Below are 22261 nucleotides of genomic sequence, written 5' to 3' on the forward strand. Positions count from 1 at the left end.
TATATAACGGGACGGTTGGGAAGGCTGGAGACGCTGGCGTCCATGGTCCGCGAAGATGAACTCCGGGCGGCCGAACGGGCCGTCGAATGGCCCGAGGCCGTCGATGCCGGGCTGGTCTATATCGGCCGCATCCACACCCCCTGGACCTCACGCTTGGATTGCCCGCGCCAGGGGCGGCTGGACGGGCCGACCTGCCGCATCGAGGTGTTCCAGCCCTGGGACCAGGCGCTGGCCGGCATCGCCGAATTCGAGCGGCTGGAGGTGCTGTACTGGCTGCACCGCTCGCGCCGCGACCTGGTGCTGCAGAGCCCGAAGAGCGACGGCGCCACCCGCGGCACCTTCTCGCTACGGTCGCCGGTGCGGCCCAACCCGATCGGCACCTCGATGGTGGCGCTGGTCGGCATCGAGGGGTCGACCCTGCTGGTGCGCGGGCTCGACTGCCTCGACGGCACGCCGCTGATCGACCTCAAGCCCGACCGCTGTGCGTTCACGCCGCTGGCGCCACCGACGCCCGGTGACTCAGATGTGGGGGACCCGTGACCCTGTTCCGCCGCCATCCTGCCCGGCGCCGCCTTCATGGGAGGGTGGTCACACCAGGCTGAGCGGCAGGCCGGTCAGCCTGGTGTGACCAATCCGGGGCTGGTCAAGTCCGGCCATTGCTGCGACAAGGGCGGCCTTCCTTCGGACCCTCCCGCGCATGACCCTCCTGCTTGCCCTTCGCAACGCGGCCGTCACCTTCGGCGGCACTCCCCTCTGGACCGGCGTCGACCTGGCGCTTTCGGCCGGCGACAAGGCGTGCCTGGTCGGCCGCAACGGCAGCGGCAAATCGACCATCCTCAAGGCCCTGGCCGGGACCATCGACCTCGACGCCGGCGAACGCTTCATCCAGCCCGGCATCCGCATCGCCTATCTGGCGCAGGAGCCCGACCTGTCCGGCCACGCCACGGTCGAGGACTATGTCATCGCCGGCCTGCCGGCCGACCGCGCCCATGACCATTGGCGGGTCGAGGCGGCGCTGTCCGCGATCAAGCTGGGCGGCAACCGGCCGACCGGCTCGCTGTCGGGCGGGGAGGGGCGCCGCGCCGCCATCGCCCGCGCCGTGATCGGCGAACCCGACGTGCTGCTGCTGGACGAGCCGACCAACCATCTCGACCTGCCGACCATCGAGTGGCTGGAGAACGAGCTGAAGACCTGGCGCGGCGCGCTGCTGATCATCAGCCACGACCGCACCTTCCTGAACGCCCTGGCCCAGCGCAGCTGGTGGATCGACCGCGGCGTGCTGCGGCAGATGGACAAGCCCTTCGCCCAGTTCGACGAGTGGAGCGAGACCATCCTGGCGCAGGAGGAGGCGGAGCGGGCACGGCTGGACAAGCGCATCGCGTCCGAGACCACCTGGTCGCGCCAGGGCATCAGCGCCCGGCGCAAGCGCAACCAGGGCCGGCTGCGCAGCCTGTATGCGATGCGGGCCGAACGCCGGTCCCAGGTCGACCGCCAGGGCGTCGCCGCGCTGGGCATCGCCGAGGCCGGCCGGGGGGCTGTCCGGGTGATCGAGGCCGAGCATGTGTCCAAGGCCTTTGGCGACACCGTCATCGTCAGCGACTTCTCCACCCGGGTGGCGCGGGGCGACCGCATCGGCGTGATCGGCCCGAACGGTGCCGGAAAGTCGTCCCTGGTCAAGGTGCTGACCGGGGCCGAGCGGCCCGATTCCGGGACGGTGCGGCTGGGGCCGGGGGTGGAGCCCGCCTATTACGACCAGACCCGCGTCGCGCTCGACCCCGAGACCACGCTGCGCGACGTGCTGCTGCCGCATGGCGGCGACCATGTCCAGGTCGGCGACCAGAAGCGGCACATCGCCTCCTACCTCGCCGACTTCCTGTTCGATTCCTCGCGGATGTACAGCCCGGTGAAGAGCCTGTCGGGCGGCGAGCGCGGCCGGTTGCTGCTGGCCAAGCTGTTCGCCCGGCCCAGCAACCTCTTGATCCTGGACGAGCCGACCAACGACCTGGACCTGGAGACGCTGGATCTGCTGGAGGAGGTGCTGGCCGACTTCCAGGGCACGCTGATCCTGGTCAGCCACGACCGCGACTTCCTCGACCGGCTGGTGACCTCGGTGATCGCGGTCGAGGGCCAGGGGCGGGTGACGGAGTATGTCGGCGGCTACACCGACTATCTCAGGCAGCGGCCGGCGGCCCAGGCCGCGGCCCCCGCCGCACGATCGGCCGCGGCGGCCAGGCCGGCGGCGCCGAAAACCCGCACCAAGCTCAGCTTCAAGGACCAGCGCGAGCTCGACCTGCTGCCCGGCCGGATCGAGGCGCTGACGGCGGAGATCGCGCAGCTCGGCGACGCGCTGCACGACCCCGCCCTCTACACCCGCGACCCCGACGGCTTCGCCAGGAAGAGCGCCCGGCTGACGGCCGCGGAGGCCGAGCGCGAAGCGGCGGAGGAGCGCTGGCTCGAGCTGGCATCGCTGGCGGAGGAGCTCGGCGGCGGATGATGCGGCCGGTCGACCTGCTGCTGACCATCGGCGTGATGGCGATCTGGGGCTACAACTTCGTCATCGCCAAATACGGCCTGGCGGAACTGCCGCCGCTGCTGTTCATGGCGCTGCGCTTCGGCGTGGTCGCGGTGCTGCTGGTGCCCTTCGTGCGCCTGCCGCGCGGGCGCTGGCGCGACGTGCTGATCCTGGCGGTGATGCTGGGCCTGACCCACTTCTCGCTGATGTTCACCGGGCTGAAGCATGTCGACGCCGCGGTCGGGGCGATCGTCATCCAGGTCCAGGTGCCGGCCTCGGCTCTGCTGGCCATGATCTTCTTCAAGGACCGGATCGGCTGGCGCCGCGCGCTGGGCATGGCGATCGCGATTGGCGGCGTCGGCATCCTGGCCGGCGAGCCGCGGCAAAGCTCGGCGCTGTGGGCGATCGGGCTGATCATGCTGGCGGCTGTGGTCTGGGCCGGCGCCAACATCCAGATGAAGCGGATGGTCGACCTCGACCCCTCCACCATCAACGGCTGGATGTCGCTGTTCGCGGCGCCGATGCTGCTCGGCGTGTCGCTGCTGGTCGAGGACGGCCAGTGGCAGGCGGTGACCCAGGCCAGCACCCGGGCCTGGATCGCGGTGGCGTTCCAGGCGGTGGTCGTCGTCATCCTGTCCTATGCGGTGTGGTACCGGCTGCTGCGGACCTATTCCGTCAACCAGACCATGCCCTATACCCTGCTGGTGCCGGTGTTCGGGGTGCTGTCGGGCGTGGTCTTCCTGGAGGAACCGGCGAGCTGGAACCTCCTGCTCGGCGGCATTGCCACGCTGATCGGTGTCGGCATCATCATCCTGCGCCGGCCCAAGGTGGTCGAAGCCCAGGCGCAGGTCACGTGACAGGCAGCGGTGGTGTCTTCTGCTCGATTTCCCGCTATGTCATGCCACGGCTCGACCGTGGAGGCGGCCATAGCGGCTCTCCGTGGCCCCCGGATTGCCGGGTGAAGCCGCACAATGACAAGATCGGAAGCAGGGGGTTCGTGCCGGTGTCTGTGTTGAACTTTGTATGATCCTGAGAGGACCTTGATGAGCAAGCTGACGGAGATCGCTCCGGACCTTTTCGCGGCGGCGCAGGTCGACCGTGCCGCGATCGCGGAGATCGCCGCCTCCGGCGCGCGGACCCTGATCAACAACCGCCCGGACGGCGAGGAGCCGGGGCAGCTGTCGGCCGCCGAAGCGCAGGCCGAGGCCGAGCGGCTGGGCCTGACCTACATCCATATCCCGGTCACCGCGTCCTCGATCGCCCTGGGCGATGTCGAGGCGATGCAGCAGGCCCTGGCGACCGCGCCGAAGCCGGTGGTGATGCATTGCCGCACCGGCACCCGATCGACCCTGCTGTGGGCCGCCGGCGAAGTGCGGGCCGGCCGCGCCGACACAGCCACCCTGGTGGCCGATGCCGGGGCCAAGGGCTTCCAGATCCCCTCCCTGCCGGGCCTGGTGGTGCGGCTGCGCGAAGACGAATAAGTCCTGATGGCGGCAGTCCAGCGAATTTGATAACTATTATGAATTCGCTGGACGGTTCGCCCGGGAGGGATTGCCGATGATCAGTGCCGATCTGGGAGCACAGCTCGAAAGCGTCGTGGCGAAGCTGGTCGAATCCGGCCGCTACAACTCCAAAAGCGAAGTGCTGCGCGAAGGCGTCCGGCTGCTGCAGGAGCGCGAGGCCCGCCTGTCGGTCCTGGATGCGTCGCTGGCCCGCGGGCTGGCCGATGCCGAGGCGGGGCGGGTCAAGCCCGCGGCCGATGTCTTCGACCGGCTTGAGGACAAGTACAGGGGGCTGGCGAAGCGATCGTCATGATCGTCGTCGTCTCGGCTACGGCCGAGGCCGATCTCGAGGCAATCGGCGACCACATCGCCAAGGACAACCCCGTCCGCGCCCTCAGCTTTATCCGTGAGTTGCGGGGCCTGTGCCTGGGGCTGGCCGACATTCCCCGGGCCTTTCCCCTCGTGCCGCGGTATGAGGGTCGGGGGGTTCGCTGGCGCGTGTACGGCAACTATCTGATCTTCTATCGGCTTGAGGCCGACACCGTGACGGTGCTGCATATCCTGCATGGGGCCGTCGACTTCGCCCCGATCCTGTTCCCGTCGTGACCGGCCGCCCTCCCGGCGCGGCGGTGCGGGACCGCCCGGTCTCCTGGGTCGACCTGATCGATCTCGGGCTCGACCCGGACGACCGCCGCCCGCTGTTCCAGCAACTCCACCTGGCGCTGCGCGACCTGATCGCGCGCCGGGTGGTGCCGGCCGGCACCCGGCTGCCGGCGACGCGGATCCTGGCCGACCGGCTGGGCGTGTCGCGCACCACCGTGGTCGCCGCCTATGACCAGCTGCAGGCCGAAGGCGTGGTCGCCGGCCGGGTCGGCGCCGGCACCTATGTCGCTTCCGAGATCGAAGCCCGGGACGAGCGGCCGGGCGCGGCCGTGGCCGAGCCTCCGGGCCGGGACCGGCCGGCGCCCGCGGCGTGGCGGGCCGAGACGCTGCCCTTCGCCACCGGCTTCTGCGGCATGCATGCGGTGACCGAACGCGCCTGGGGCCGGCTGGTGCAGCGCCACCTGCGCGGCATCGGCATCCGCCAGCGCACCTATGGCGACCCGCTCGGCGATCGGCCGCTGCGCGAAGCCATTGCCGAATATCTCCGGGTGGCGCGCTCGGTGGTGTGCGACGCCGATCGCATCGCCCTGGTCTCGGGCAGCCAGCAGGGGCTCGACCTGATCCTGCGCGTCCTGGCCCGGGCCGGCGACCCCGCCTGGATCGAGGATCCCTGCTACCCAGCGGCCCTGGCGGCGATGCGCCAGCACCGGCTCGACATTCTGCCGGTGCCGGTCGACGACCAGGGGCTGGACGTCGCCGCCGGCCTGGCGCTGCGGCCGGACGCCCGGCTGGTCTACTGCACCCCGACGCACCACTATCCGCTCGGCGTGGCCATGAGCCTGGCGCGGCGGCTGCAGCTGCTCGACTGGGCGCGCGACGGGCGCTGGGTGATCGAGGACGATTACGACAGCGAGTTCCGCTTCTCCGGCCGGCCGCTCTCGGCGCTGCAGGGGTTGGACCGGCATGACCGCGTGGTCTATCTCGGCACCCTCAGCAAGGTGCTGTTCCCAGGCCTGCGCATCGGCTACGTGGTGCTGCCGCCGCAGCTGGTCGACGGTTTCGCCGCGGTGCGCAACGCCGCCGACCGCTTCCCGTCCTCGGTGCTCGACGACGTGCTGGTCGACTTCATCAACGAAGGCCACTTCACCCGCCACATCCGCCGCATGCGCCAGGAATACGGCGAGCGGCGGGAGCGGCTGATCGCGGCGCTGCAGGCCGAGGCGGGCGACCACCTGACGGTCGCCCCGATCGACCGCGGCATGTATCTCGTCGCCGACCTGCGGCCGGGGCTGGACGATTGCGCGGTGGCCGAAGCGGCGCGGCGGCGCGGCGTGGTGGTGCGGCCGCTGTCGCCGATGCATGTCGCGGCGCCGCCGCGCTCGGCCCTGATCCTCGGCTTCACCGGCTTCTCCCCCCAGGCGCTGGACGAGGCCGCCCGGACTCTGGGCGCGGTGCTGCGTGGGTTTCGCTAAGGGACGCTAGAATCCCGTGGGGCCGACCGATCCAACCCATCGGCGGACTTTGGCGGGATCCGCCTCGTCCATGTAGAAGAAATGGGTCATCGTCGGCCGCACGGTCTCCAGGCCCGGATCGTCGAAGGTCATCGTGACCTTGCCGTGGAAGATCTTGAGCAACGGGCTGTCCCAATATTCGGCAACGTCGTGATGGGCGGTGAAGCCCTTGTCGATGAAGTCGCGCAGATTCTGGCGGATCGCTTCGCGGCCGTGCCAGTCGGCAACGCCGAGGTTGCACACCGCATTCTCCGCGAAGCAGTCGAAGCCCCGGCCGAAGGTCTTGTCGTCGATCTCCCGCCACATCGCCAGCAGCCATTCCGGCGCTGCGGTCTTGGTAAAGGTGATCGTGGTCATGTCATCTCCTGGGTGTCGCGCATCGTCAAATCTATGTAGGGCGGCTGGCTTCGGCGGAAGCGCCAATAGCCCCTCGTTTCCCGCCAAATCGGCTGGCGCCGTTGAAGCGCGTGTGCCGCCCGGGCATGCTTGGCGGAGATGTCAAAGCCCCCTCGCTCCCCGCCAGACGCGGTCCGCGTCATCGAGGTGCTCGCCTTCCCGTCGGTGCAGTTGCTCGATGTCACGGGGCCGCTTCAGGTGTTCGCGTCCGCCAATGATCTCGTCGCCGAAGCGGGCGGAACAGCGCCCTATGCCATCCGGCTCGTGGCGAAAGGCGGGCTGGGCGTCACGGCCTCGGCCGGGCTGCAACTCGCGGCGGGACCGCTACCACCCCTCGGCACGGCACTGGACACGCTGATGGTCGCAGGGGGCCAGGGCGTCGAAGCGGCGGCCGCCGACCCGACGCTGGTCGATTGGCTGCGGGGACGGGCGGGGCAGGCGCGGCGGGTCGCCTCGGTCTGCACCGGGGCGTTCCTGCTGGCGGCTTCCGGCGTGCTGGACGGGCGACGGGCGGTGACCCATTGGTCGTTCTGTGCCGATCTCGCCCGGCGCTTCCCCGCCATACGGGTCGAGGGCGACCCGATCTTCGTACAGGATGGTCCGGTCTGGACCTCGGCCGGGGTGACGGCCGGCATCGATCTGGCGCTGGCCCTCGTGGAACAGGACCTGGGGCGCACCGTGGCGTTGGCCGTGGCCCGCTACCTCGTCGTCTTCCTCAAGCGTCCGGGCGGACAGGCACAGTTCAGCGCCACCCTGTCCCTGCAGGCGGCCGAGGACAAATTCGGGGCGCTCCACAATTGGATCGGCGAGCATCTGGCCGACGATCTTTCGCTCCCGATTCTGGCCAGCCGGGCGGGGATGAGCGAGCGCAGTTTCAGCCGGCACTATGCGGCGGCCACCGGGCTGACGCCGACCCGGGCGGTCGAGCGGCTGCGGGTGGAAGCGGCGCGGCGCCTGCTGTCGGAGTCACGCCTGCCGGTCAAGCGGATCTCACGGCAATGCGGCTTCGGTTCCGAGGAAACGATGCGCCGCAGCTTCCTGCGCCTGCTGGCGGCGACGCCACAGGATTACCGGGCCCGGTTCGGCGCTTGAGCCTGTCCGCTCAGCCCGCCGGGTTGATCATAGCCTCGATGTTGTGGCCGTCGGGGTCCAGGACGAAGCTGGCATAGTAATTCGTGGCGTAGTCCGGGCGGGGACCGGGCGCGCCGTTGTCGCCGCCGCCCGCGGCCAGGGCCGCCCGGTGGAAGGCGTCGACCTGTTCCCGGGATGCCACGCGGAGGGCGACATGCACCGGGGTCAGCGGCGGCGGACTGTCCGACTGCTGGATCTCGAACAACCCGTCGCCGATGTCGAAGGCCCAGAAGCGCCCCTCCTTCCCGAAGGACACGCGGTATCCCAGCGGGGCGAAGGCGGCCTCGTAGAAGCGCCGGCTGGTCTCAACGTCGCTGACATTGATCGTGACGTGGTCGATCATGGGGCATCTCCTGTGGCCCAGGGGTCGATCACCGGCACACCGGCTGCAACGAAGGGCGACGTGTCTCGTGTCGCGACCGTGTAGCCGTGAACCGTGGCGATGGCCGCGATCTGGCCATCGGCGACCGATATGGCGCGGCCGGACCCACGGGCGCGTTCGATGAGATGGGCGTAGGCCGTTGCTGCCGTCCGATCGAAGGACAGGACCCGATCGCCGAACAGGGAGTCGATGAGATCGCCAAGCGCGATGTCCAGCCCCGCCCGGCGCTTTCCCGGGGGAAGACGCGCGATGCCCACCAGCAGTTCGGTAAGGCTGCTGGCGGTCAGGAACAACGTGTCGGGAGATTGCCGATTCAGCCACTGGACCACGCGCGGGTCGCCTGTGGGCCGCATCGGCTCGGAAACGACGTTCGTATCGAGAATGATCATTCGAAATCGGCTGGCTCGGTCGGTTCCGGATCGCGCGTGATGTCCAGATCGAGGCCGCCGAACCGGCGACCGAAGGCGGCCAGTTCGGAGCCAATCCCGGCCCCGGATTTCGGGCGAACCGCATCCTCCAGGATCCGGCGGATCTCAGCTTCGGTGCTGCGGCCGTGCCGGGCGGCCAGCAACTTCAAGGCCCGATGCGTTTCCTCCGGCAGATTGCGAATGATGACAGCAGCCATTTGATATCGATCCGTCCTGGTTGATATCACTGATATCGTTTTAAGCGAATGATATCAATGTCCGGGCGATTGGTCGGCCCGATCATGCGGAATTGGACCTTTCCAACTAGGTTAAATGGCCTCATCGAGAAGGCCAATGCCGCTCCGAGGACCGCCATGAACCAGATCGTCCCCTCCACCCGCGCCCGGCTGAAGCGCCTGGCCAAGCGCGGCGCCTATGACCGCGAGACGGTGCATGCCGTGCTCGACGCCAGCGTGACCTGCCACATCGCCTATGTCCTCGATGGCCAGCCCTACTGCACGCCGACCGCCTATTGGCGCGACGGCGACCGGCTGTACTGGCACGGCTCCTCGGTCAGCCGGATGCTGCAGGGGCAGGGGGCCGGCATCCCGGTCTGCCTGACCACCACTCATATCGACGGGCTGGTGCTCGCCCGCTCCGGCTTCAACTGCTCGATGAACTACCGCTCGGTGATGGTGTTCGGCACCGCGGCGAAGGTCGAGGACGAGGCCCATAAGCTGGAGGCGCTCGACGCCTATGTCGAACGGCTGTTCCCCGGCCGGGTGGCGGAGATGCGGCGCCCGACGGTGAAGGAGGTGCGGGCCACCACGCTGATCTCGATGGAGATCGAGGAGGCCAGCGTCAAGATCCGCAGCGGCCCGCCGCATGACGACGACGACGACCTCGACGCCGGCATCTGGGCCGGGGTGATCCCGATCACTGAGGCGATCGGCGCGCTGCAGCCCTGCCCGCTGCTGCCGGCCGGCATCGTCCCGGGCGCGACGACCGATCCCTACGCGCCGGGCCGGCATTTCGACGATATCCTGCGGGCCAATGTCGGGGGCGCCGTCGCCCCGGCCGATGCCGGCGAGTGAGGAGAGAGCGACCATGACCGACCGCACCAACGCCCTGGGCCAGCCGATCGGCGCCCCGGTCCCCGGCTGGGAGAAGCGGCCGCTGCCGCCGCGGACGCCGATGGAGGGCCGCACCTGCCGGCTGGTTCCGCTCGACGTCGCCGGCCATGCCGGGGAGCTGTACGACGCCATGGGCCGGGACACGGAGGGCCGCAACTGGACCTACCTTCCGATCGGACCCTTCCCGGAGTTCGAAGGCTTCCGCGCCTGGCTGGACAAGATGGCGGCGGGCAGCGACCCGATGTTCCTCACCGTGATCGACCGCGCCACCGGCCGGGCGGTCGGCGTCGCCTCCTATCTCCGGATCGAGCCGGCGGTGGGGGTGATCGAGGTCGGCCACATCCATTTCTCGCCGCTGCTGCAGCGCACGCCGATGGCGACCGAGGCGATGTTCCTGATGATGCGCCGGGTGTTCGACGAGCTCGGCTACCGCCGCTACGAATGGAAATGCGACAGCCGGAACGCCCCGTCGCGCGCCGCCGCGGCCCGGCTCGGCTTCCAGTATGAGGGGCTGTTCCGCCAGGCCCTGGTCTATAAGGGCCGCAACCGCGACACCACCTGGTACTCGATCATCGACGGCGAATGGCCGCGGCTGCGCGCCGCCTTCGAGCGCTGGCTGAGCCCTGCGAATTTCGACGCCGAAGGCCGCCAGCGCGAAAGCCTGTCGACCCTGACCAAGGCGCAGGCGTAGCCCTTCGCCCGGCCTCTGTCGTGGCGCGGGGCTTGCGCGGGTTGCTGACCCCGCAACCCGCCGTCACATCTTTGTCATGGGACGGCATGGGATCGCCTTGCGGTCCGACGCCCGGGTTCCTATACACACCGCAGCAGATGGCCGGATGGCCGCTCTGCCGGGCTTCGGCCCGGCGGGGAGGAAAGTCCGGGCTCCACGGAAACACGGTGCCGGGTAACGCCCGGCGGGGGCGACCCTAGGGAAAGTGCCACAGAAAGCAAACCGCCCGGCTCCGGCCGGGTAAGGGTGAAAGGGTGCGGTAAGAGCGCACCGCGCGGCCGGCAACGGTCGTGGCACGGTAAACCCCACCGGGAGCAAGACCGAATAGGGGCGGGGCGGTCCATGGGCAACCATGGGCCGACAGGCGTTTCCGCCTGCCGTCCGGGTTGGTCGCGCGAGGCGACGGGCAACCGTCGTCCCAGAGGAATGGCCATCCTTCGGCCCGCGTCTCCCCAGGCCCTCGGGCCCGGGCGGGATACGGGGCCGGAGACAGAACCCGGCTTACAGGCCATCTGCTGCTTTTCCGCCCTCGCGGCGCCGCTGCGCACCGTCCCGCCCGCAAGGGTCCGGGCCGGTTTTCTTTGCCTGAAGGGGAGAACAAAAGAAAAACGACGGCGAGTTCGGAGTCGAGACCCATGCTCCATCTTGGGCTTTTGTTCCGAGGATTCTGCAGAGTCTAGGCAAAGAGGCCGAAATGCCACGGAAGCCAGAAAATCCAGTGATTTCCCATGACTAGACCTGCCTATCCCATTGTGTTCCATCGTTGCCCATGATATCCCATGAACTCCCATCGGATGGGGTCGATCTCCCGGGTTTCGGGGTCCGGGCGACAGAGGTGACGAGACGGCGGGCGCGCCGTCAGGGGGATGGATGGCTCGGTTCACGGGCACTTACGTCAACAAGGTCGACAAGAAGGGGCGGGTCAGCGTGCCCGCTCCCTTCCGCGCGACCTTGGAGGCGTTGGGCGCCCCCCTGGTGAACGTGAAGCCGACGCCGGACCGCCAGGCCCTGGACGGGGTCACCGAAGGCTACATGGACGAGGTCCAGCGCCGGCTCGACGCCATGGACCTGTATTCGCCGGAGCGCGAGGCGCTGGAAATCCGCGAATTCTCCGAAACGCAGCAGCTGCAGATGGATCCCGAAGGGCGGATCATCCTGCCGCGCCACATGATCGACATGGCCGGGATCGGCGAGACCGTCGCCTTCATGGGCATGGGCAGCCGCTTCCAGATCTGGGAGCCGGAGGCGCTGAAGGCGCACCAGCAGTCCCGTCTGACCGCGTCGCGCGACCTGACCCTGGCCCGCGCCGGGACCAATGGAGGCGTGGCATGAGCGGCACGCATCTCCCCGTCCTCCTGGCCGAGATCGTGGCCGCAGTGGCGCCGCGTGATGGCGACCTGATCGTCGACGGCACCTTCGGCCGCGGCGGCTATGCCCGCGGCCTGCTGGCGGCCGCCGACTGCCGCGTGGTCGGCATCGACCGCGACCCCGAGGCGGTGGCCGAGGGCCGGCGTCTCGAGGCCGAGCAGCCGGGCCGGTTCCGCATCGTCGAGGGCCGCTTCGGCGCCATGGACGAGCTGATCGGCGAGGCGGTGGATGGCATCGTGCTCGACCTCGGCGTGTCCTCGCCGCAGATCGACGACCCGGCGCGCGGCTTCTCGTTCCGCGCCGACGGTCCGCTCGACATGCGCATGGGACGGGATGGGGCGACCGCCGCCGACCTGGTCAACAGCATGGCCGAGGACGACCTCGCCAACGTGATCTACGACTTCGGCGAGGAGCGGCTGTCACGCCGCGTCGCCCGCGCCATCGTCGCCGCGCGCAAGGACGCGCGGATCGAGCGGACGCTGCAGCTGGCCGAGATCGTGCGCCGCGTGGTGCCGCGCTCGAAGGACGGCATCGATCCGGCCACGCGCACCTTCCAGGCCCTGCGCCTGTGGGTGAATGACGAACTGACGGAACTCGACCACGGCTTGAGCGGGGCCGAGCGCCTGCTTCGGCCCGGGGGACGGCTCGCCGTGGTCACTTTCCACAGCCTGGAGGATCGCCGCGTCAAGCGCTTCCTGGCGGAGCGCAGCGGCGGTGGCGGCGGGGTGTCGCGCCACATCGCGGCGCCCAGCGGTGAGGATCGCGCCCCGAGCTTCCGTCTCGGGGCCAAGCGGTCGGTCACGCCGGGTGAGGCGGAGACCCGCGGCAATCCTCGCGCCCGTTCGGCGCGGTTGCGGTCGGCGATCCGGAGCGAGGCCCCGGCCTGGCCGCCGGTTGGCCAGGGCGGTGGGGACAGGGGGAGGGTGGCAGCATGATCCGCGTCGGCACGATGATTTGGCTCGGTCTGATCGGTGCGTCCAGCGCGTTTCTGTTCAAGACCAGCTACGAGGTCCAGTCCTTGGAAGGCGAGTTGCGCGGCCTCAACCGCTCGATCCTGCGTGAGCAGGATTCGATCCGGGTGATGCATGCCGAATGGGCCTTCCTGAACCAGCCGTCGCGCTTGCAGGCGCTGACCGACCAGTATACGAAGCTGCGCCCGATCGCGCCGGCGCAGATGATTGCCAGCGCGTCGGTCCTCCCGATGCCGCAGCCGTCGCTCGACGGCGAGCCGATGGCGCCCTCGGCGTCGCTGGTCGCCCAGATCGACGCGCTGCCCAGCTTCGGGCCCGTGCCCGTGCCGGGCCACAGGCCTGGCGAGGGTGGTGTCCTTCTTGCCGCGGCCGAGCCGATGCCCGTCCAGATCTCCCCCATCCAGGGTGCCGGCGCCCCCGTGCAGCCGGCCGTCGCCGCTGTTCCGGCAGCGCCGGTCGCCGCCCCGGTGCAGGTCGCGGCACTCGAGACCCGTCCGGTGGCCGCTCCGGCGCCGGTGGCCGCTGCCGCCCCGCTTCCGGTCCGGGTGGTCGCCGACGTGCCGATCCGGCCGATCGTGGCGCCGCGCCGGCCCCCGGCGCCGCTGGAGGCGGTGGCCCAGGCCCTGACCCCGACCCGGGCGGCCTCGTCGGATGACCCGATCGGGGCGCTGCTCGCCGGCATCGACGGCTCCCGGAGCCTTCGATGACGACAGACGCGCTGGACGCATACCCCTCGACACCGCGGCAGGTGGAGCCGGCCTCTCGGCCGGCTCAACGCCTTTCCGCGGCGATCGAGACGGGGCGCCAGCGTGTCGTCATCTCCGCCCTGATCTTCACCGTCGCCTTCGCCGGCATCGGCCTCCGCCTGGTCGACCTCATGGCCTTCGGCAGCGACGCCGACAGCGCCCTCGCCACCCATGCTCTCTCGGCCACCGCCCCGGTCACCGACCGCGCCGACCTGCGCGACCGCAACGGCCTGGTCCTGGCCACCACCCTGCCGTCGGTCTCGCTCTACGCCGACCCCAAGATGGTGCTGGACCCGATCGAGGCATCGCTGCGCCTGGCCAAGACGCTGCCGGGGCTCGACTCCGACAAGCTGCTGGCCGACCTGTCGTCGGAACGCCGCTTCGTCTGGCTGAAGCGCGGCCTGACCCCGTCGCAGCAATACGAGGTCAACCGCCTCGGCATCCCTGGCCTGGCCTTCCAGAACGAGGACCGCCGCTACTACCCGGCCGGCGCCCTGACCTCGCACACCATCGGCTTCACCAACATCGACGCCCAGGGCATCTCCGGCCTGGAGAAGAGCCTGGACACCCGGCTGGAGAACGGCGAGTCGGTGCAGCTGTCGCTCGACTTGCGGCTGCAGGAGATGGTGCGGGACGAGCTGCAGTCGACCATCGCCACCTTCCATGCCCAGGGCGGCAACGCCCTGGTGATGGACGTGAACACCGGCGAGGTCCTGGCGATGGTCTCGCTGCCGGACTTCAACCCGTATGAGCCGGGCGGCCCGTCCGAGGAGTCGATGTTCAACCGGAACACGCTCGGCGTGTACGAGCCGGGATCGACCTTCAAGATCTTCAACACGGCGATGGCGCTGGAAAGCGGCACCTCGACCCTGACCTCGATGTATGACGAAGGCCCGATTCATGTCGGGCGCTTCACCATCCACAACTTCCGGGGCGATCCCCAGTCGGGGATGCTCAGCGTCTACGAGATCTTCCGGCTGTCGCTGAACACCGGCTCGGTCCATATGGAGGAGGCGGCGGGCGTCGACCGGCAGAAGGAGTTCCTGACCCGGCTCGGCCTGACCAAGCCCGCCCCGATCGACCTGCCCGAGGTCGGCGCGCCGATGGTGCCGCATCCCTGGAGCAAGGTCAGCGGCATGACCATCGCCTACGGCCACGGCATGGCGGTCTCCCCGCTGTCCCTGGTCACCGCGGTCAGCGCCATCGTCAATGGCGGCGTCCTGCACCAGCCGACGCTGTTCAAGCGCGACCCGTCGCAGCCGGTGCCCGGCACCCGCGTGATCTCGCCCGAGCTGTCGCGGACGATGCGGATGCTGATGCGCGCGGTGGTCACCGGCGGCACCGCGACCAAGGCCGAGGTGCCCGGCTATTTCGTCGGCGGCAAGACCGGCACGGCGGACAAGGCGGCGAAGGGCGGCTACAACCGCCGGGCGCGCGTGACCGACTTCGTCGGCGTGTTCCCGATCTACGCTCCGAAATACATCGTCATGACGATGCTGGACGACCCGCAGCCGATCAAGGGCACCTACGGCTTCGCCAGCGCCGGCTGGAATTCGGCGCCGCTGGGCGGCCGGATCATCGCCCGGATGGGTCCGCTGCTGGGGCTCCAGCCCGCCGATCCGAAGGACCCGGCCATCCTGCAGGCGCTGTCGCCGCCCAGCTCCGCCGTCGCCGCCAGCCTCCAGGCTTCGGCCGGCAGCGAGGACTGAGCCATGGCCATCCTCCCCGATCCCGCCCTGTTGCCGACCGGACCCCGGGCCGACCGCCCGGACCGCACGCTGGCCACGGCGGTCGAAACCGGGCGCCGGCGCGTGGTGATGACCGCGCTGGTGTTCGGCGTGGCCTTCGGCGGCATCGGGCTGGGGCTGGTCAAGCACATGGGCTTCGGCGCCGATGGCGACCCCGACGGCCAGGCGGTCGCGATGGTGGACCCGGTCGCCGACCGGGCCGACCTGCGCGACCGCAATGGCCTGATCCTGGCCACCACCCTGCCGTCGGTCTCGCTCTACGCCGACCCGAAGCTGGTGATCGACCCGATCGAGGCGTCGCTGCGCCTGTCCAAGGCGCTGCCGGGGCTCGACTCCGACAAGCTGCTGGCCGACCTCTCGTCGGACCGCCGCTTCGTCTGGCTCAAGCGCGGCCTGACCCCGGCCCAGCAATATGAGATCAACCGCCTCGGCATTCCCGGCCTCGCCTTCCAGAACGAGGAGCGCCGCTACTATCCGTCCGGCGGGCTGACGTCGCATGTCGTCGGCTTCACCAACATCGACGCCCAGGGCATCGCCGGGCTGGAGAAGAGCCTCGACGACCGCCTGCAGGCCGGCGAGTCGGTGGTGCTGTCGATCGACCTGCGGCTGCAGGAGATGGTGCGGAACGAGCTGCAGGCCGCGATTGCCAAGTTCAAGGCGACGGCCGGCAACGTCGTGGTCATGGACGCCAAGACCGGCGAGATCCTGTCCATGGTCTCGCTGCCGGACTTCAACCCCTACGAGCCGACCGCCGCATCGGACGACGCCCTGTTCAACCGGAACACGCTCGGCGTGTACGAGATGGGCTCCACCTTCAAGATCTTTAACACCGCCCTGGCGCTGGAAAGCGGCACCTCGACCCTGCAGACGACCTATGAGCAGAGCCCGATCCGGGTCGGCCGCTTCACCATCCGCAACTTCCGGGCCGAGCCGCAATCCGGGCGGTGGAGCGTCTACGAGATCTTCCGGCAGTCGATGAACACCGGCTCGGTGCACATGTTCGAGGCGGCGGGGCTGGAGCGGCAGAAGGAATTCCTGGCCCGGCTCGGCCTGACCAAGCCCTCGCCGCTCGAGCTGCCGGAGGTCGGGTCGCCGATGGTGCCCCGGCCCTGGAGCCAGGTCAGCGGCATGACCATCGCCTATGGCCACGGCATGGCGGTCACCCCGGTCCAGCTGGTCAGCGCGGTCGCCGCCGTGGTCAATGGCGGCATTCTATATCCGCCGACGCTGTTCAAGCACGACGCCGCCCACCCGGTGCGGGGAACACGGGTGCTGTCGCCGGAACTGTCGCGGACGATGCGGGCGCTGATGCGCGTCGTGACCGTCAGCGGCACCGCGACCAAGTCGGACGTGCCCGGCTATTTCGTCGGCGCCAAGACCGGATCGGCCAACAAGGCGGTGCGCGGCGGCTACAACCGCAAGGCCGGCGTGACCGATTTCGTCGGCATCTTCCCGGCCTATGATCCGAAATACATCGTCATGACCATGCTGGAGGACGCCCAGGCGATCGAAGGCACCTACGGCTACAACACCGCAGGCTGGAACGCGGCGCCGCTGGGCGGCCGGATCATCGCCCGCATGGGGCCGATGATGGGGGTCGAGCCGAAGGACCCGAACGACCCGGCGATCCTGCGCGAACTGGCGGTGGACCCGGCCGGCCGGGCCGCCCCCGCGCAGGTCGCGGTGGCGATCGAGGAGGAGGAGGGATGAGCGACGCCTCGACCCTCCCCGCCGGCCTCAAGGGGCTGACCGCGGATTCCCGTGCGGTCCGGCCCGGCTACCTGTTCGCCGCCCTGCCGGGCGCGCGCGCCGACGGCCGCGGCTTCATCGCCGATGCGCTGGCCGCGGGTGCTGCCGCGATCCTGGCGCCGGAGGGCACGGTGCTACCGCCGGGTGCAACCGCGACCCTGGTCACCGACGCCAATCCGCGCCGGCGGCTGGCGCTGATGGCAGCCGGGTTCTACCGCCTGCAGCCCGCCACCATCGCCGCCGTCACCGGCACCAGCGGCAAGACCTCGACCGTCAACTTCGCCCGCCAGCTGTGGACCCTGCTGGGCCACCAGGCCGCCAGCGTCGGCACGCTCGGGGTGATGGCGCCGGGGCGCGAGCGCTACGGGTCGCTGACCACGCCGGACCCGGTGGCGCTGCATGCCGAGCTGGCCGACCTGGCCGCTTCCGGGGTGACCAAGCTGGCGATGGAGGCGTCGTCGCACGGCCTCGACCAGTTCCGGCTCGACGGTGTCAGGGTGACGCTGGCCGCCTTCACCAACTTCACCCAGGACCATCTCGACTACCACCCGACCATGGCGGAGTACCTGGCGGCCAAGGCGCGGCTGTTCGACCAGGTGCTGCAGCCCGGCGGCACCGCCGTGATCAACGCCGACATCCCGGAAGCGCCGGGCCTGGTCGCCCGGGCGCGCGGCGCCGGGCGCGAGGTGCTGACCTTCGGCCGCGCCGGGCAGGATTTCCGGATGGACCGGGCCGAGCCGCTGCCGCACGGCATCGACCTCGTCTTCACCGCCGGCGGCCGGTCCTTCCGGGCGGAACTGTCGCTGGTCGGCGGCTTCCAGGCCTACAACGTGCTGTGCGCCTTGGCGCTGGTGGTGGCTGACGGCGCCGACCTCGCCACCGCCGCCGGGCTGCTGTCCCGGCTCAAGGGCATCCCCGGCCGGGTCGAGCTGGTGGCCAGCCATCCGAACGGCGCCCCGGTCTATGTCGACTATTCCCACAAGCCGGGCGCGCTGGAGACGGTGCTGACCGCGCTGCGGGCCCACACGCCGGGCGCGCTGGTGGTGGTGTTCGGCTGCGGCGGCGACCGCGACAAGGGCAAGCGGCCCCTGATGGGAGAGATCGCCGCGCGCTTCGCCGACCGGGTGATCGTCACCGACGACAACCCGCGCAGCGAGCAGCCGGCCGAGATCCGCCGCCAGGTGATGGCCGGCTGCCCCGGCGCCACCGAGATCGGCGACCGCGCCGAGGCGATCCGGGCGGCGGTCGAGGGGCTCGGCCCCGGCGATGTCCTGGTCGTGGCCGGAAAGGGCCACGAGACCGGCCAGATTATCGGCGATGAGGTGCGTCCGTTCGACGATGCCGAGCAGGCGCGCCAAGCCGTGACCCATGTGAAGAGCGACCCGCGATGGAGACGAACGCCATGACCACCCCCGCGCTCTGGCCGGCCGCCGAGGCCGCCGCCGCAACCAATGGGATGCAGGCCGGGGAATGGGCGGCGACCGGCATCTCGATCGACAGCCGGTCGGTGGTGTCCGGCGACCTGTTCGTGGCGCTGCGCGGCCCCAACTTCGACGGCCACGACTACGTCAAGGACGCGCTGGCCAAGGGCGCCGTGGCGGTGATGGTCGACCGGGTGCCCCAGGGCGTGCCGCATGACGCGCCGCTGCTGGTGGTCGACGACACGCTGGACGGTCTGACCGACCTGGCGCGCTACGCCCGGATGCGCAGCGAGGCGCGGATCGCCGCGGTCACCGGGTCGGTCGGCAAGACCAGCACCAAGGAGGCGCTGAAGCTGGCGCTGTCGGCGACGGCGCCGTCCTACGCCTCCCAGGGCAACCTCAACAACCAGTGGGGCGCGCCGCTCAGCCTGTCGCGGATGCCGGAGCAGGTGGCCTATGGCGTGTTCGAGCTGGGCATGAACCATGCCGGCGAGATCGCGCCGCTGTCGCGCCTGGTCGAGCCCGACGTCGCCATCATCACCAATGTCGAGGCGGTGCACGCCGCCCATTTCGACTCGGTCGACGGCATCGCCGATGCCAAGGCCGAGATCTTCCGCGGCATGGGCCCGGAAAGCACCGCGATCCTGAACCGCGACAGCCCGTATTTCGCCCGGCTGGTCGCCCACGCCCGCACCCAGGGCGTGGGGCGGATCTGGAGCTTCGGCGAGCATCCCGAGGCCGATGCCAGGCTGCTCGACTGCTCGCTGCACACCGCGGCTAGCGCGGTCGACGCGATGATCCTGGGCGAGCCGGTGCGCTACACCCTGTCGGCGCCGGGCAAGCATTGGGTGCTGAACAGCCTGTCGGTGCTGCTGGCGGCCAAGGGGCTGGGCGCCAACATCGCCGGCGCTGCCCGCGCCATGGGCCGGATCACACCGCTGCGCGGCCGCGGCGCGCGGATCACGATCGAGCTGCAGCGCGGCAACCAGGCCGGCAAGCTGACGCTGATCGACGAAAGCTACAACGCCAGCCCGGTCTCCGTCGCCGCCGCCCTGGCGGTGCTGGGCGGGGTCGACAGCGGCCAGGACGGCCGCCGCATCGCGGTGCTCGGCGACATGCTGGAGCTGGGGCCCGACGCGCCGGCGATGCATGCGGGCCTGAAGCAGCCGGTGCTGGCCAACGACATCGACCTGGTCTTCACCTGCGGCCCGGACATGAAGCAGTTGCACGACGCCCTGCCCGAGGCGCGGCGCGGCGCCCATGCCGCCGACAGCACTGCCCTGGCCGCGATCCTGGCCGAGGCGGTGCGCCCCGGCGACTGCGTCATGGTCAAGGGGTCGCTGGGCAGCCGCATGGCGGTGATCGTCGAGGCGCTGGAAAATTTGCACGTGGCGCGTGAGAGCCGGGCACCCCAGGCCTCACCGAAGCGTGTCGCCAACGGCATCTGAAAAGGAACCGCCCCGGTGCTTCCGGCCCTCTTTGCCCCGCTCGCCGATCAGGCGCTGGTCTTCAACCTGTTCCGGTACCTGACCTTCCGGACCGGCGCCGCGGTGATGACGGCGCTCGTCATCGCCTTCGTCATCGGCCCGGCGATGATCCGGTGGTTGAAGTCGCGGCAGGGGGCGGGGCAGCCGATCCGCGAGGACGGGCCGGAGGGGCATTTCAAGAAGCGCGGCACGCCGACCATGGGCGGGCTGATGATCCTGATCGCGATCGTGGTGTCGACCCTGCTGTGGGCCGACCTGCGCAACAACTTCGTCTGGATCGTGCTGCTGGTCACGGTCGGCTTCGGCCTGGTCGGGTTCGGCGACGACTATCTGAAGCTGACCAAGCGCAACCCCAAGGGCCTGTCCGGCAAGCTCAAGCTGGTGGTGCAGGGCGGCATCGCCCTGGTCGCCGTGCTCTGGTACCTGCAGGTGACGCCCGAGGCGCGCGAGACCGCGGTGGCGATCCCGTTCCTAAAGGATGTCATGGTCGAGTTCGGCATCCTGTTCATCCCGTTCTCGATGCTGGTGATGGTCGGCGCCTCGAACGCGGTCAACCTGACCGACGGGCTCGACGGCCTGGCCACCATGCCTGTCATCATCGCCGCCACCTGCTTCGGCCTGATTGCCTATCTCGCCGGCAACGCGGTGTTCGCCGGCTACCTGCAGATCCACCACGCCCCCGGCGCCGGCGAGTTGGCGGTGTTCTGCGGCGCCCTGATCGGGGGGGCGCTCGGCTTCCTCTGGTTCAACGCGCCGCCGGCCATGGTGTTCATGGGCGACACCGGGTCGCTGTCGATGGGCGGGGCGCTGGGTGCCATCGCCATGATCACCAAGCACGAGCTGGTGCTGGCGATCATCGGCGGGCTGTTCGTACTCGAGGCGGTGTCGGTGATCGTCCAGGTCACCAGCTTCAAGATGACCGGCAAGCGGGTGTTCCGCATGGCGCCTTTGCACCACCACTACGAGAAGAAGGGCTGGGCGGAGCCGACCATCGTCATCCGCTTCTGGATCATCGCCGTGATCCTGGCCCTGATCGGCCTCTCCAGCCTGAAGCTGCGGTGACCGGATGATCGACCTTTCGCATCTTAGGGGACACAAGGTCGCCGTCCTGGGCTTGGGCAAATCCGGCACCGCCGCGATCCGGGCGCTGAAGGCGGCCGGCGTCGATGTCGCCGCCTGGGACGACAAGGTCGCCGGCCGGTCCTTCGCCGAGCGCGAGGGCGTGCCGATCCGTGATTTCGGCGCCGAGGGCATGGACGGCGTCGACCTGGTGATGCTCAGCCCCGGCATCCCGCGCACCCATCCGCACCCGCATCCGGCGGTGGCGCGGGCGCTGGAGGCCGGCTGCCGCCTGGTCGGCGACATCGACCTGCTGGCCGAGGCGCTGCCGCAGACCGGCTTCCTCGGCGTCACCGGCACCAACGGCAAGTCGACCACCACAGCGCTGCTGCAGCACATCTTCCAGGCGGCGGGCATCGATTCTGAGGCCGGCGGCAATCTCGGGCCGGCGGCGCTCGGCCTGCGCTCCATCGGCCCCGGCGGCTGGTACGTGCTGGAGGTGTCGTCCTACCAGCTCGAGACCATCACCGAGGTGCCGTGGTCGATCGGCGTCTTCATCAACATCACGCCCGACCATCTCGACCGCTATCCCGACATGGCGGGCTACGTCGCGGCCAAGCAGCGGCTGGTCGACGGCATCCGCGCCGGCGGCACCGCGGTGATCGGCATCGACGACGCCTATTCCCGGGCGGTGTTCGACGCCACCGCGGCACGGCCCGAGGTCCGGGCGATCCCGGTCTCGGTCGAGAATGCGGTCGAACACGGCGTCTTCGTCCGCGACCTCGTGCTGTACGACGCGATCGACGGCGCGCCGCGCGCGGTGCTGGACCTGCGCGAGGCGCCGGCCCTGCCGGGCGCCCATAACGGCCAGAACGCCGCCTGCGCCTGGGCCGCGGCCAGCGCCGCCGGCGTGCCGGAAGAGATCCTGGCCCACGCCATCCGCACCTTCCCCGGCCTGGCCCACCGGCAGCAGCTGGTCGGCACCATCGCCGGCATCCGCTTCGTCAACGACAGCAAGGGCACCAACCCGGACGCGGCGGCCAAGGCGTTGAGCTCCTACGACACGATCTACTGGATCGCCGGTGGCCGGCCGAAGGAGGGCGGGCTGGAAGCGGTGGACCCCTATCTCGCGCATGTCCGGCAGGCCTTCCTGATCGGCGAGGGCGCGCCGAAATTCGCCGCGCATCTTGATGGCAGGACGCCCTATCAGCGCTGCACCGACCTCGACGCCGCGATCGAGGCCGCCTACCGGGCCGCCAAGGCGGACGGCGCCACCGGGGCGGTGGTGCTGCTGTCGCCGGCCTGCGCGTCCTTCGACCAGTTCGCCAATTTCGAGGCGCGGGGCGAGGCCTTCGCCGCCTCGGTCAAGGGACTCCAGGTCCGGGTCGAGAGGGGGGATCTCTGA

Annotated in this window: 23 protein-coding genes and 1 other RNA gene; 20 read left to right on the top strand and 4 right to left on the bottom strand. The window is 70.1% G+C overall.

The genetic code is table 11. The annotated features are described in order from the left end of the window. The first annotated feature begins 42 nt into the window (after nt 1-42). The 7 genes from tsaA to pdxR all read left to right on the top strand — a co-directional run bounded on the left by tsaA (nt 43) and on the right by pdxR (nt 6089). On the top strand, nt 43-540 hold the full coding sequence (gene tsaA / locus E9232_RS02420; protein WP_309791914.1) for a tRNA (N6-threonylcarbamoyladenosine(37)-N6)-methyltransferase TrmO: 498 nt from the start codon (nt 43-45) through the stop codon (nt 538-540). A 157-nt stretch (nt 541-697) separates the two neighbouring features. Beyond that, nucleotides 698-2494: an ABC-F family ATP-binding cassette domain-containing protein gene (locus tag E9232_RS02425; RefSeq protein WP_309791915.1), complete on the top strand. Its 1797-nt coding sequence runs from the start codon at nt 698-700 to the stop codon at nt 2492-2494. Beyond that, complete coding sequence (locus tag E9232_RS02430; RefSeq protein ID WP_309791916.1) at nt 2491-3369, top strand: DMT family transporter; 879 nt, start codon at nt 2491-2493, stop codon at nt 3367-3369. Before E9232_RS02425 ends, E9232_RS02430 begins: the two co-directional genes overlap by 4 nt. Nucleotides 3370-3555: 186 nt before the next feature. Then, nucleotides 3556-3993 carry a protein tyrosine phosphatase family protein gene (locus E9232_RS02435; protein WP_309791917.1) on the top strand — a complete coding sequence of 146 codons (438 nt, stop codon included), beginning with the start codon at nt 3556-3558 and terminating at the stop codon, nt 3991-3993. Nucleotides 3994-4069: 76 nt separating this feature from the next. Continuing rightward, complete coding sequence (locus E9232_RS02440; RefSeq protein ID WP_309791918.1) at nt 4070-4327, top strand: type II toxin-antitoxin system ParD family antitoxin; 258 nt, start codon at nt 4070-4072, stop codon at nt 4325-4327. Then, on the top strand, nt 4324-4620 hold the full coding sequence (locus tag E9232_RS02445) for a type II toxin-antitoxin system RelE/ParE family toxin (RefSeq protein ID WP_309791919.1): 297 nt from the start codon (nt 4324-4326) through the stop codon (nt 4618-4620). Before E9232_RS02440 ends, E9232_RS02445 begins: the two co-directional genes overlap by 4 nt. After that, complete coding sequence (pdxR, locus tag E9232_RS02450) at nt 4617-6089, top strand: MocR-like pyridoxine biosynthesis transcription factor PdxR (protein ID WP_309791920.1); 1473 nt, start codon at nt 4617-4619, stop codon at nt 6087-6089. Before E9232_RS02445 ends, pdxR begins: the two co-directional genes overlap by 4 nt. 6 nt (nt 6090-6095) lie before the next feature. On the opposite strand, the gene E9232_RS02455 is transcribed toward pdxR, so the two are convergent. Continuing rightward, nucleotides 6096-6485: a hypothetical protein gene (locus tag E9232_RS02455; RefSeq protein WP_309791921.1), complete on the bottom strand. Its 390-nt coding sequence runs from the start codon at nt 6483-6485 to the stop codon at nt 6096-6098. Between the two features lie 186 nt (nt 6486-6671). On the opposite strand from E9232_RS02455, the gene E9232_RS02460 reads away from it, so the two are divergent. Continuing rightward, nucleotides 6672-7616 carry a GlxA family transcriptional regulator gene (locus E9232_RS02460; RefSeq protein ID WP_309791922.1) on the top strand — a complete coding sequence of 315 codons (945 nt, stop codon included), beginning with the start codon at nt 6672-6674 and terminating at the stop codon, nt 7614-7616. Between the two features lie 10 nt (nt 7617-7626). Here the strand turns inward: E9232_RS02460 and E9232_RS02465 are convergent, their stop codons facing one another. Genes E9232_RS02465 through E9232_RS02475 form a run of 3 tightly spaced genes read right to left on the bottom strand, consistent with a single transcriptional unit; the run spans nt 7627 to nt 8662 of the window. Beyond that, nucleotides 7627-7998 carry a VOC family protein gene (locus E9232_RS02465; RefSeq protein ID WP_309791923.1) on the bottom strand — a complete coding sequence of 124 codons (372 nt, stop codon included), beginning with the start codon at nt 7996-7998 and terminating at the stop codon, nt 7627-7629. Next, a complete protein-coding gene (locus tag E9232_RS02470) occupies nt 7995-8426 on the bottom strand; it encodes a type II toxin-antitoxin system VapC family toxin (RefSeq protein ID WP_309791924.1) in 432 nt (143 codons plus the stop codon). The genes E9232_RS02465 and E9232_RS02470 overlap by 4 nt, the downstream gene beginning before the upstream one ends. Continuing rightward, nucleotides 8423-8662: a FitA-like ribbon-helix-helix domain-containing protein gene (locus E9232_RS02475; RefSeq protein ID WP_309791925.1), complete on the bottom strand. Its 240-nt coding sequence runs from the start codon at nt 8660-8662 to the stop codon at nt 8423-8425. The genes E9232_RS02470 and E9232_RS02475 overlap by 4 nt, the downstream gene beginning before the upstream one ends. A 156-nt stretch (nt 8663-8818) precedes the next feature. Between E9232_RS02475 and E9232_RS02480 the strand changes: the two genes are divergently transcribed. From E9232_RS02480 to murD, 12 genes are all read left to right on the top strand, one after another. After that, nucleotides 8819-9538: a pyridoxamine 5'-phosphate oxidase family protein gene (locus E9232_RS02480; protein WP_309791927.1), complete on the top strand. Its 720-nt coding sequence runs from the start codon at nt 8819-8821 to the stop codon at nt 9536-9538. Nucleotides 9539-9551: 13 nt separating this feature from the next. Further along, nucleotides 9552-10268, top strand: coding sequence for a GNAT family N-acetyltransferase (locus E9232_RS02485; protein WP_309791928.1), 717 nt, complete (start codon nt 9552-9554; stop codon nt 10266-10268). Between the two features lie 133 nt (nt 10269-10401). After that, nucleotides 10402-10827, top strand: an RNA gene (rnpB, locus tag E9232_RS02490) — RNase P RNA component class A. A 350-nt stretch (nt 10828-11177) separates the two neighbouring features. After that, the gene (locus E9232_RS02495) at nt 11178-11639 is read left to right on the top strand and encodes a division/cell wall cluster transcriptional repressor MraZ (protein WP_309791929.1); all 462 of its coding nucleotides are present in this window, start codon (nt 11178-11180) and stop codon (nt 11637-11639) included. Further along, nucleotides 11636-12610 carry a 16S rRNA (cytosine(1402)-N(4))-methyltransferase RsmH gene (gene rsmH / locus E9232_RS02500; RefSeq protein WP_309791930.1) on the top strand — a complete coding sequence of 325 codons (975 nt, stop codon included), beginning with the start codon at nt 11636-11638 and terminating at the stop codon, nt 12608-12610. Before E9232_RS02495 ends, rsmH begins: the two co-directional genes overlap by 4 nt. Next, nucleotides 12607-13353 carry a cell division protein FtsL gene (gene ftsL, locus E9232_RS02505; RefSeq protein ID WP_309791931.1) on the top strand — a complete coding sequence of 249 codons (747 nt, stop codon included), beginning with the start codon at nt 12607-12609 and terminating at the stop codon, nt 13351-13353. The genes rsmH and ftsL overlap by 4 nt, the downstream gene beginning before the upstream one ends. Beyond that, a complete protein-coding gene (locus E9232_RS02510; RefSeq protein ID WP_309791932.1) occupies nt 13350-15101 on the top strand; it encodes a peptidoglycan D,D-transpeptidase FtsI family protein in 1752 nt (583 codons plus the stop codon). Before ftsL ends, E9232_RS02510 begins: the two co-directional genes overlap by 4 nt. A 3-nt stretch (nt 15102-15104) precedes the next feature. Continuing rightward, nucleotides 15105-16850, top strand: coding sequence for a peptidoglycan D,D-transpeptidase FtsI family protein (locus E9232_RS02515; protein ID WP_309791933.1), 1746 nt, complete (start codon nt 15105-15107; stop codon nt 16848-16850). Continuing rightward, entirely contained in the window at nt 16847-18295 is a 1449-nt protein-coding gene (locus tag E9232_RS02520; protein ID WP_309791934.1) for a UDP-N-acetylmuramoyl-L-alanyl-D-glutamate--2,6-diaminopimelate ligase, read from the top strand. Before E9232_RS02515 ends, E9232_RS02520 begins: the two co-directional genes overlap by 4 nt. Next, nucleotides 18292-19758, top strand: a complete 1467-nt coding sequence (locus tag E9232_RS02525; protein WP_309791935.1) for a UDP-N-acetylmuramoylalanyl-D-glutamyl-2,6-diaminopimelate--D-alanyl-D-alanine ligase — start codon at nt 18292-18294, stop codon at nt 19756-19758. The genes E9232_RS02520 and E9232_RS02525 overlap by 4 nt, the downstream gene beginning before the upstream one ends. Nucleotides 19759-19773: 15 nt before the next feature. After that, on the top strand, nt 19774-20859 hold the full coding sequence (gene mraY / locus E9232_RS02530; protein WP_309791936.1) for a phospho-N-acetylmuramoyl-pentapeptide-transferase: 1086 nt from the start codon (nt 19774-19776) through the stop codon (nt 20857-20859). A gap of 4 nt (nt 20860-20863) precedes the next feature. After that, entirely contained in the window at nt 20864-22261 is a 1398-nt protein-coding gene (gene murD, locus E9232_RS02535) for a UDP-N-acetylmuramoyl-L-alanine--D-glutamate ligase (protein ID WP_309791937.1), read from the top strand.

The organism is Inquilinus ginsengisoli (assembly GCF_031453975.1).
Taxonomy (GTDB): Bacteria; Pseudomonadota; Alphaproteobacteria; order DSM-16000; family Inquilinaceae; genus Inquilinus; species Inquilinus ginsengisoli_A.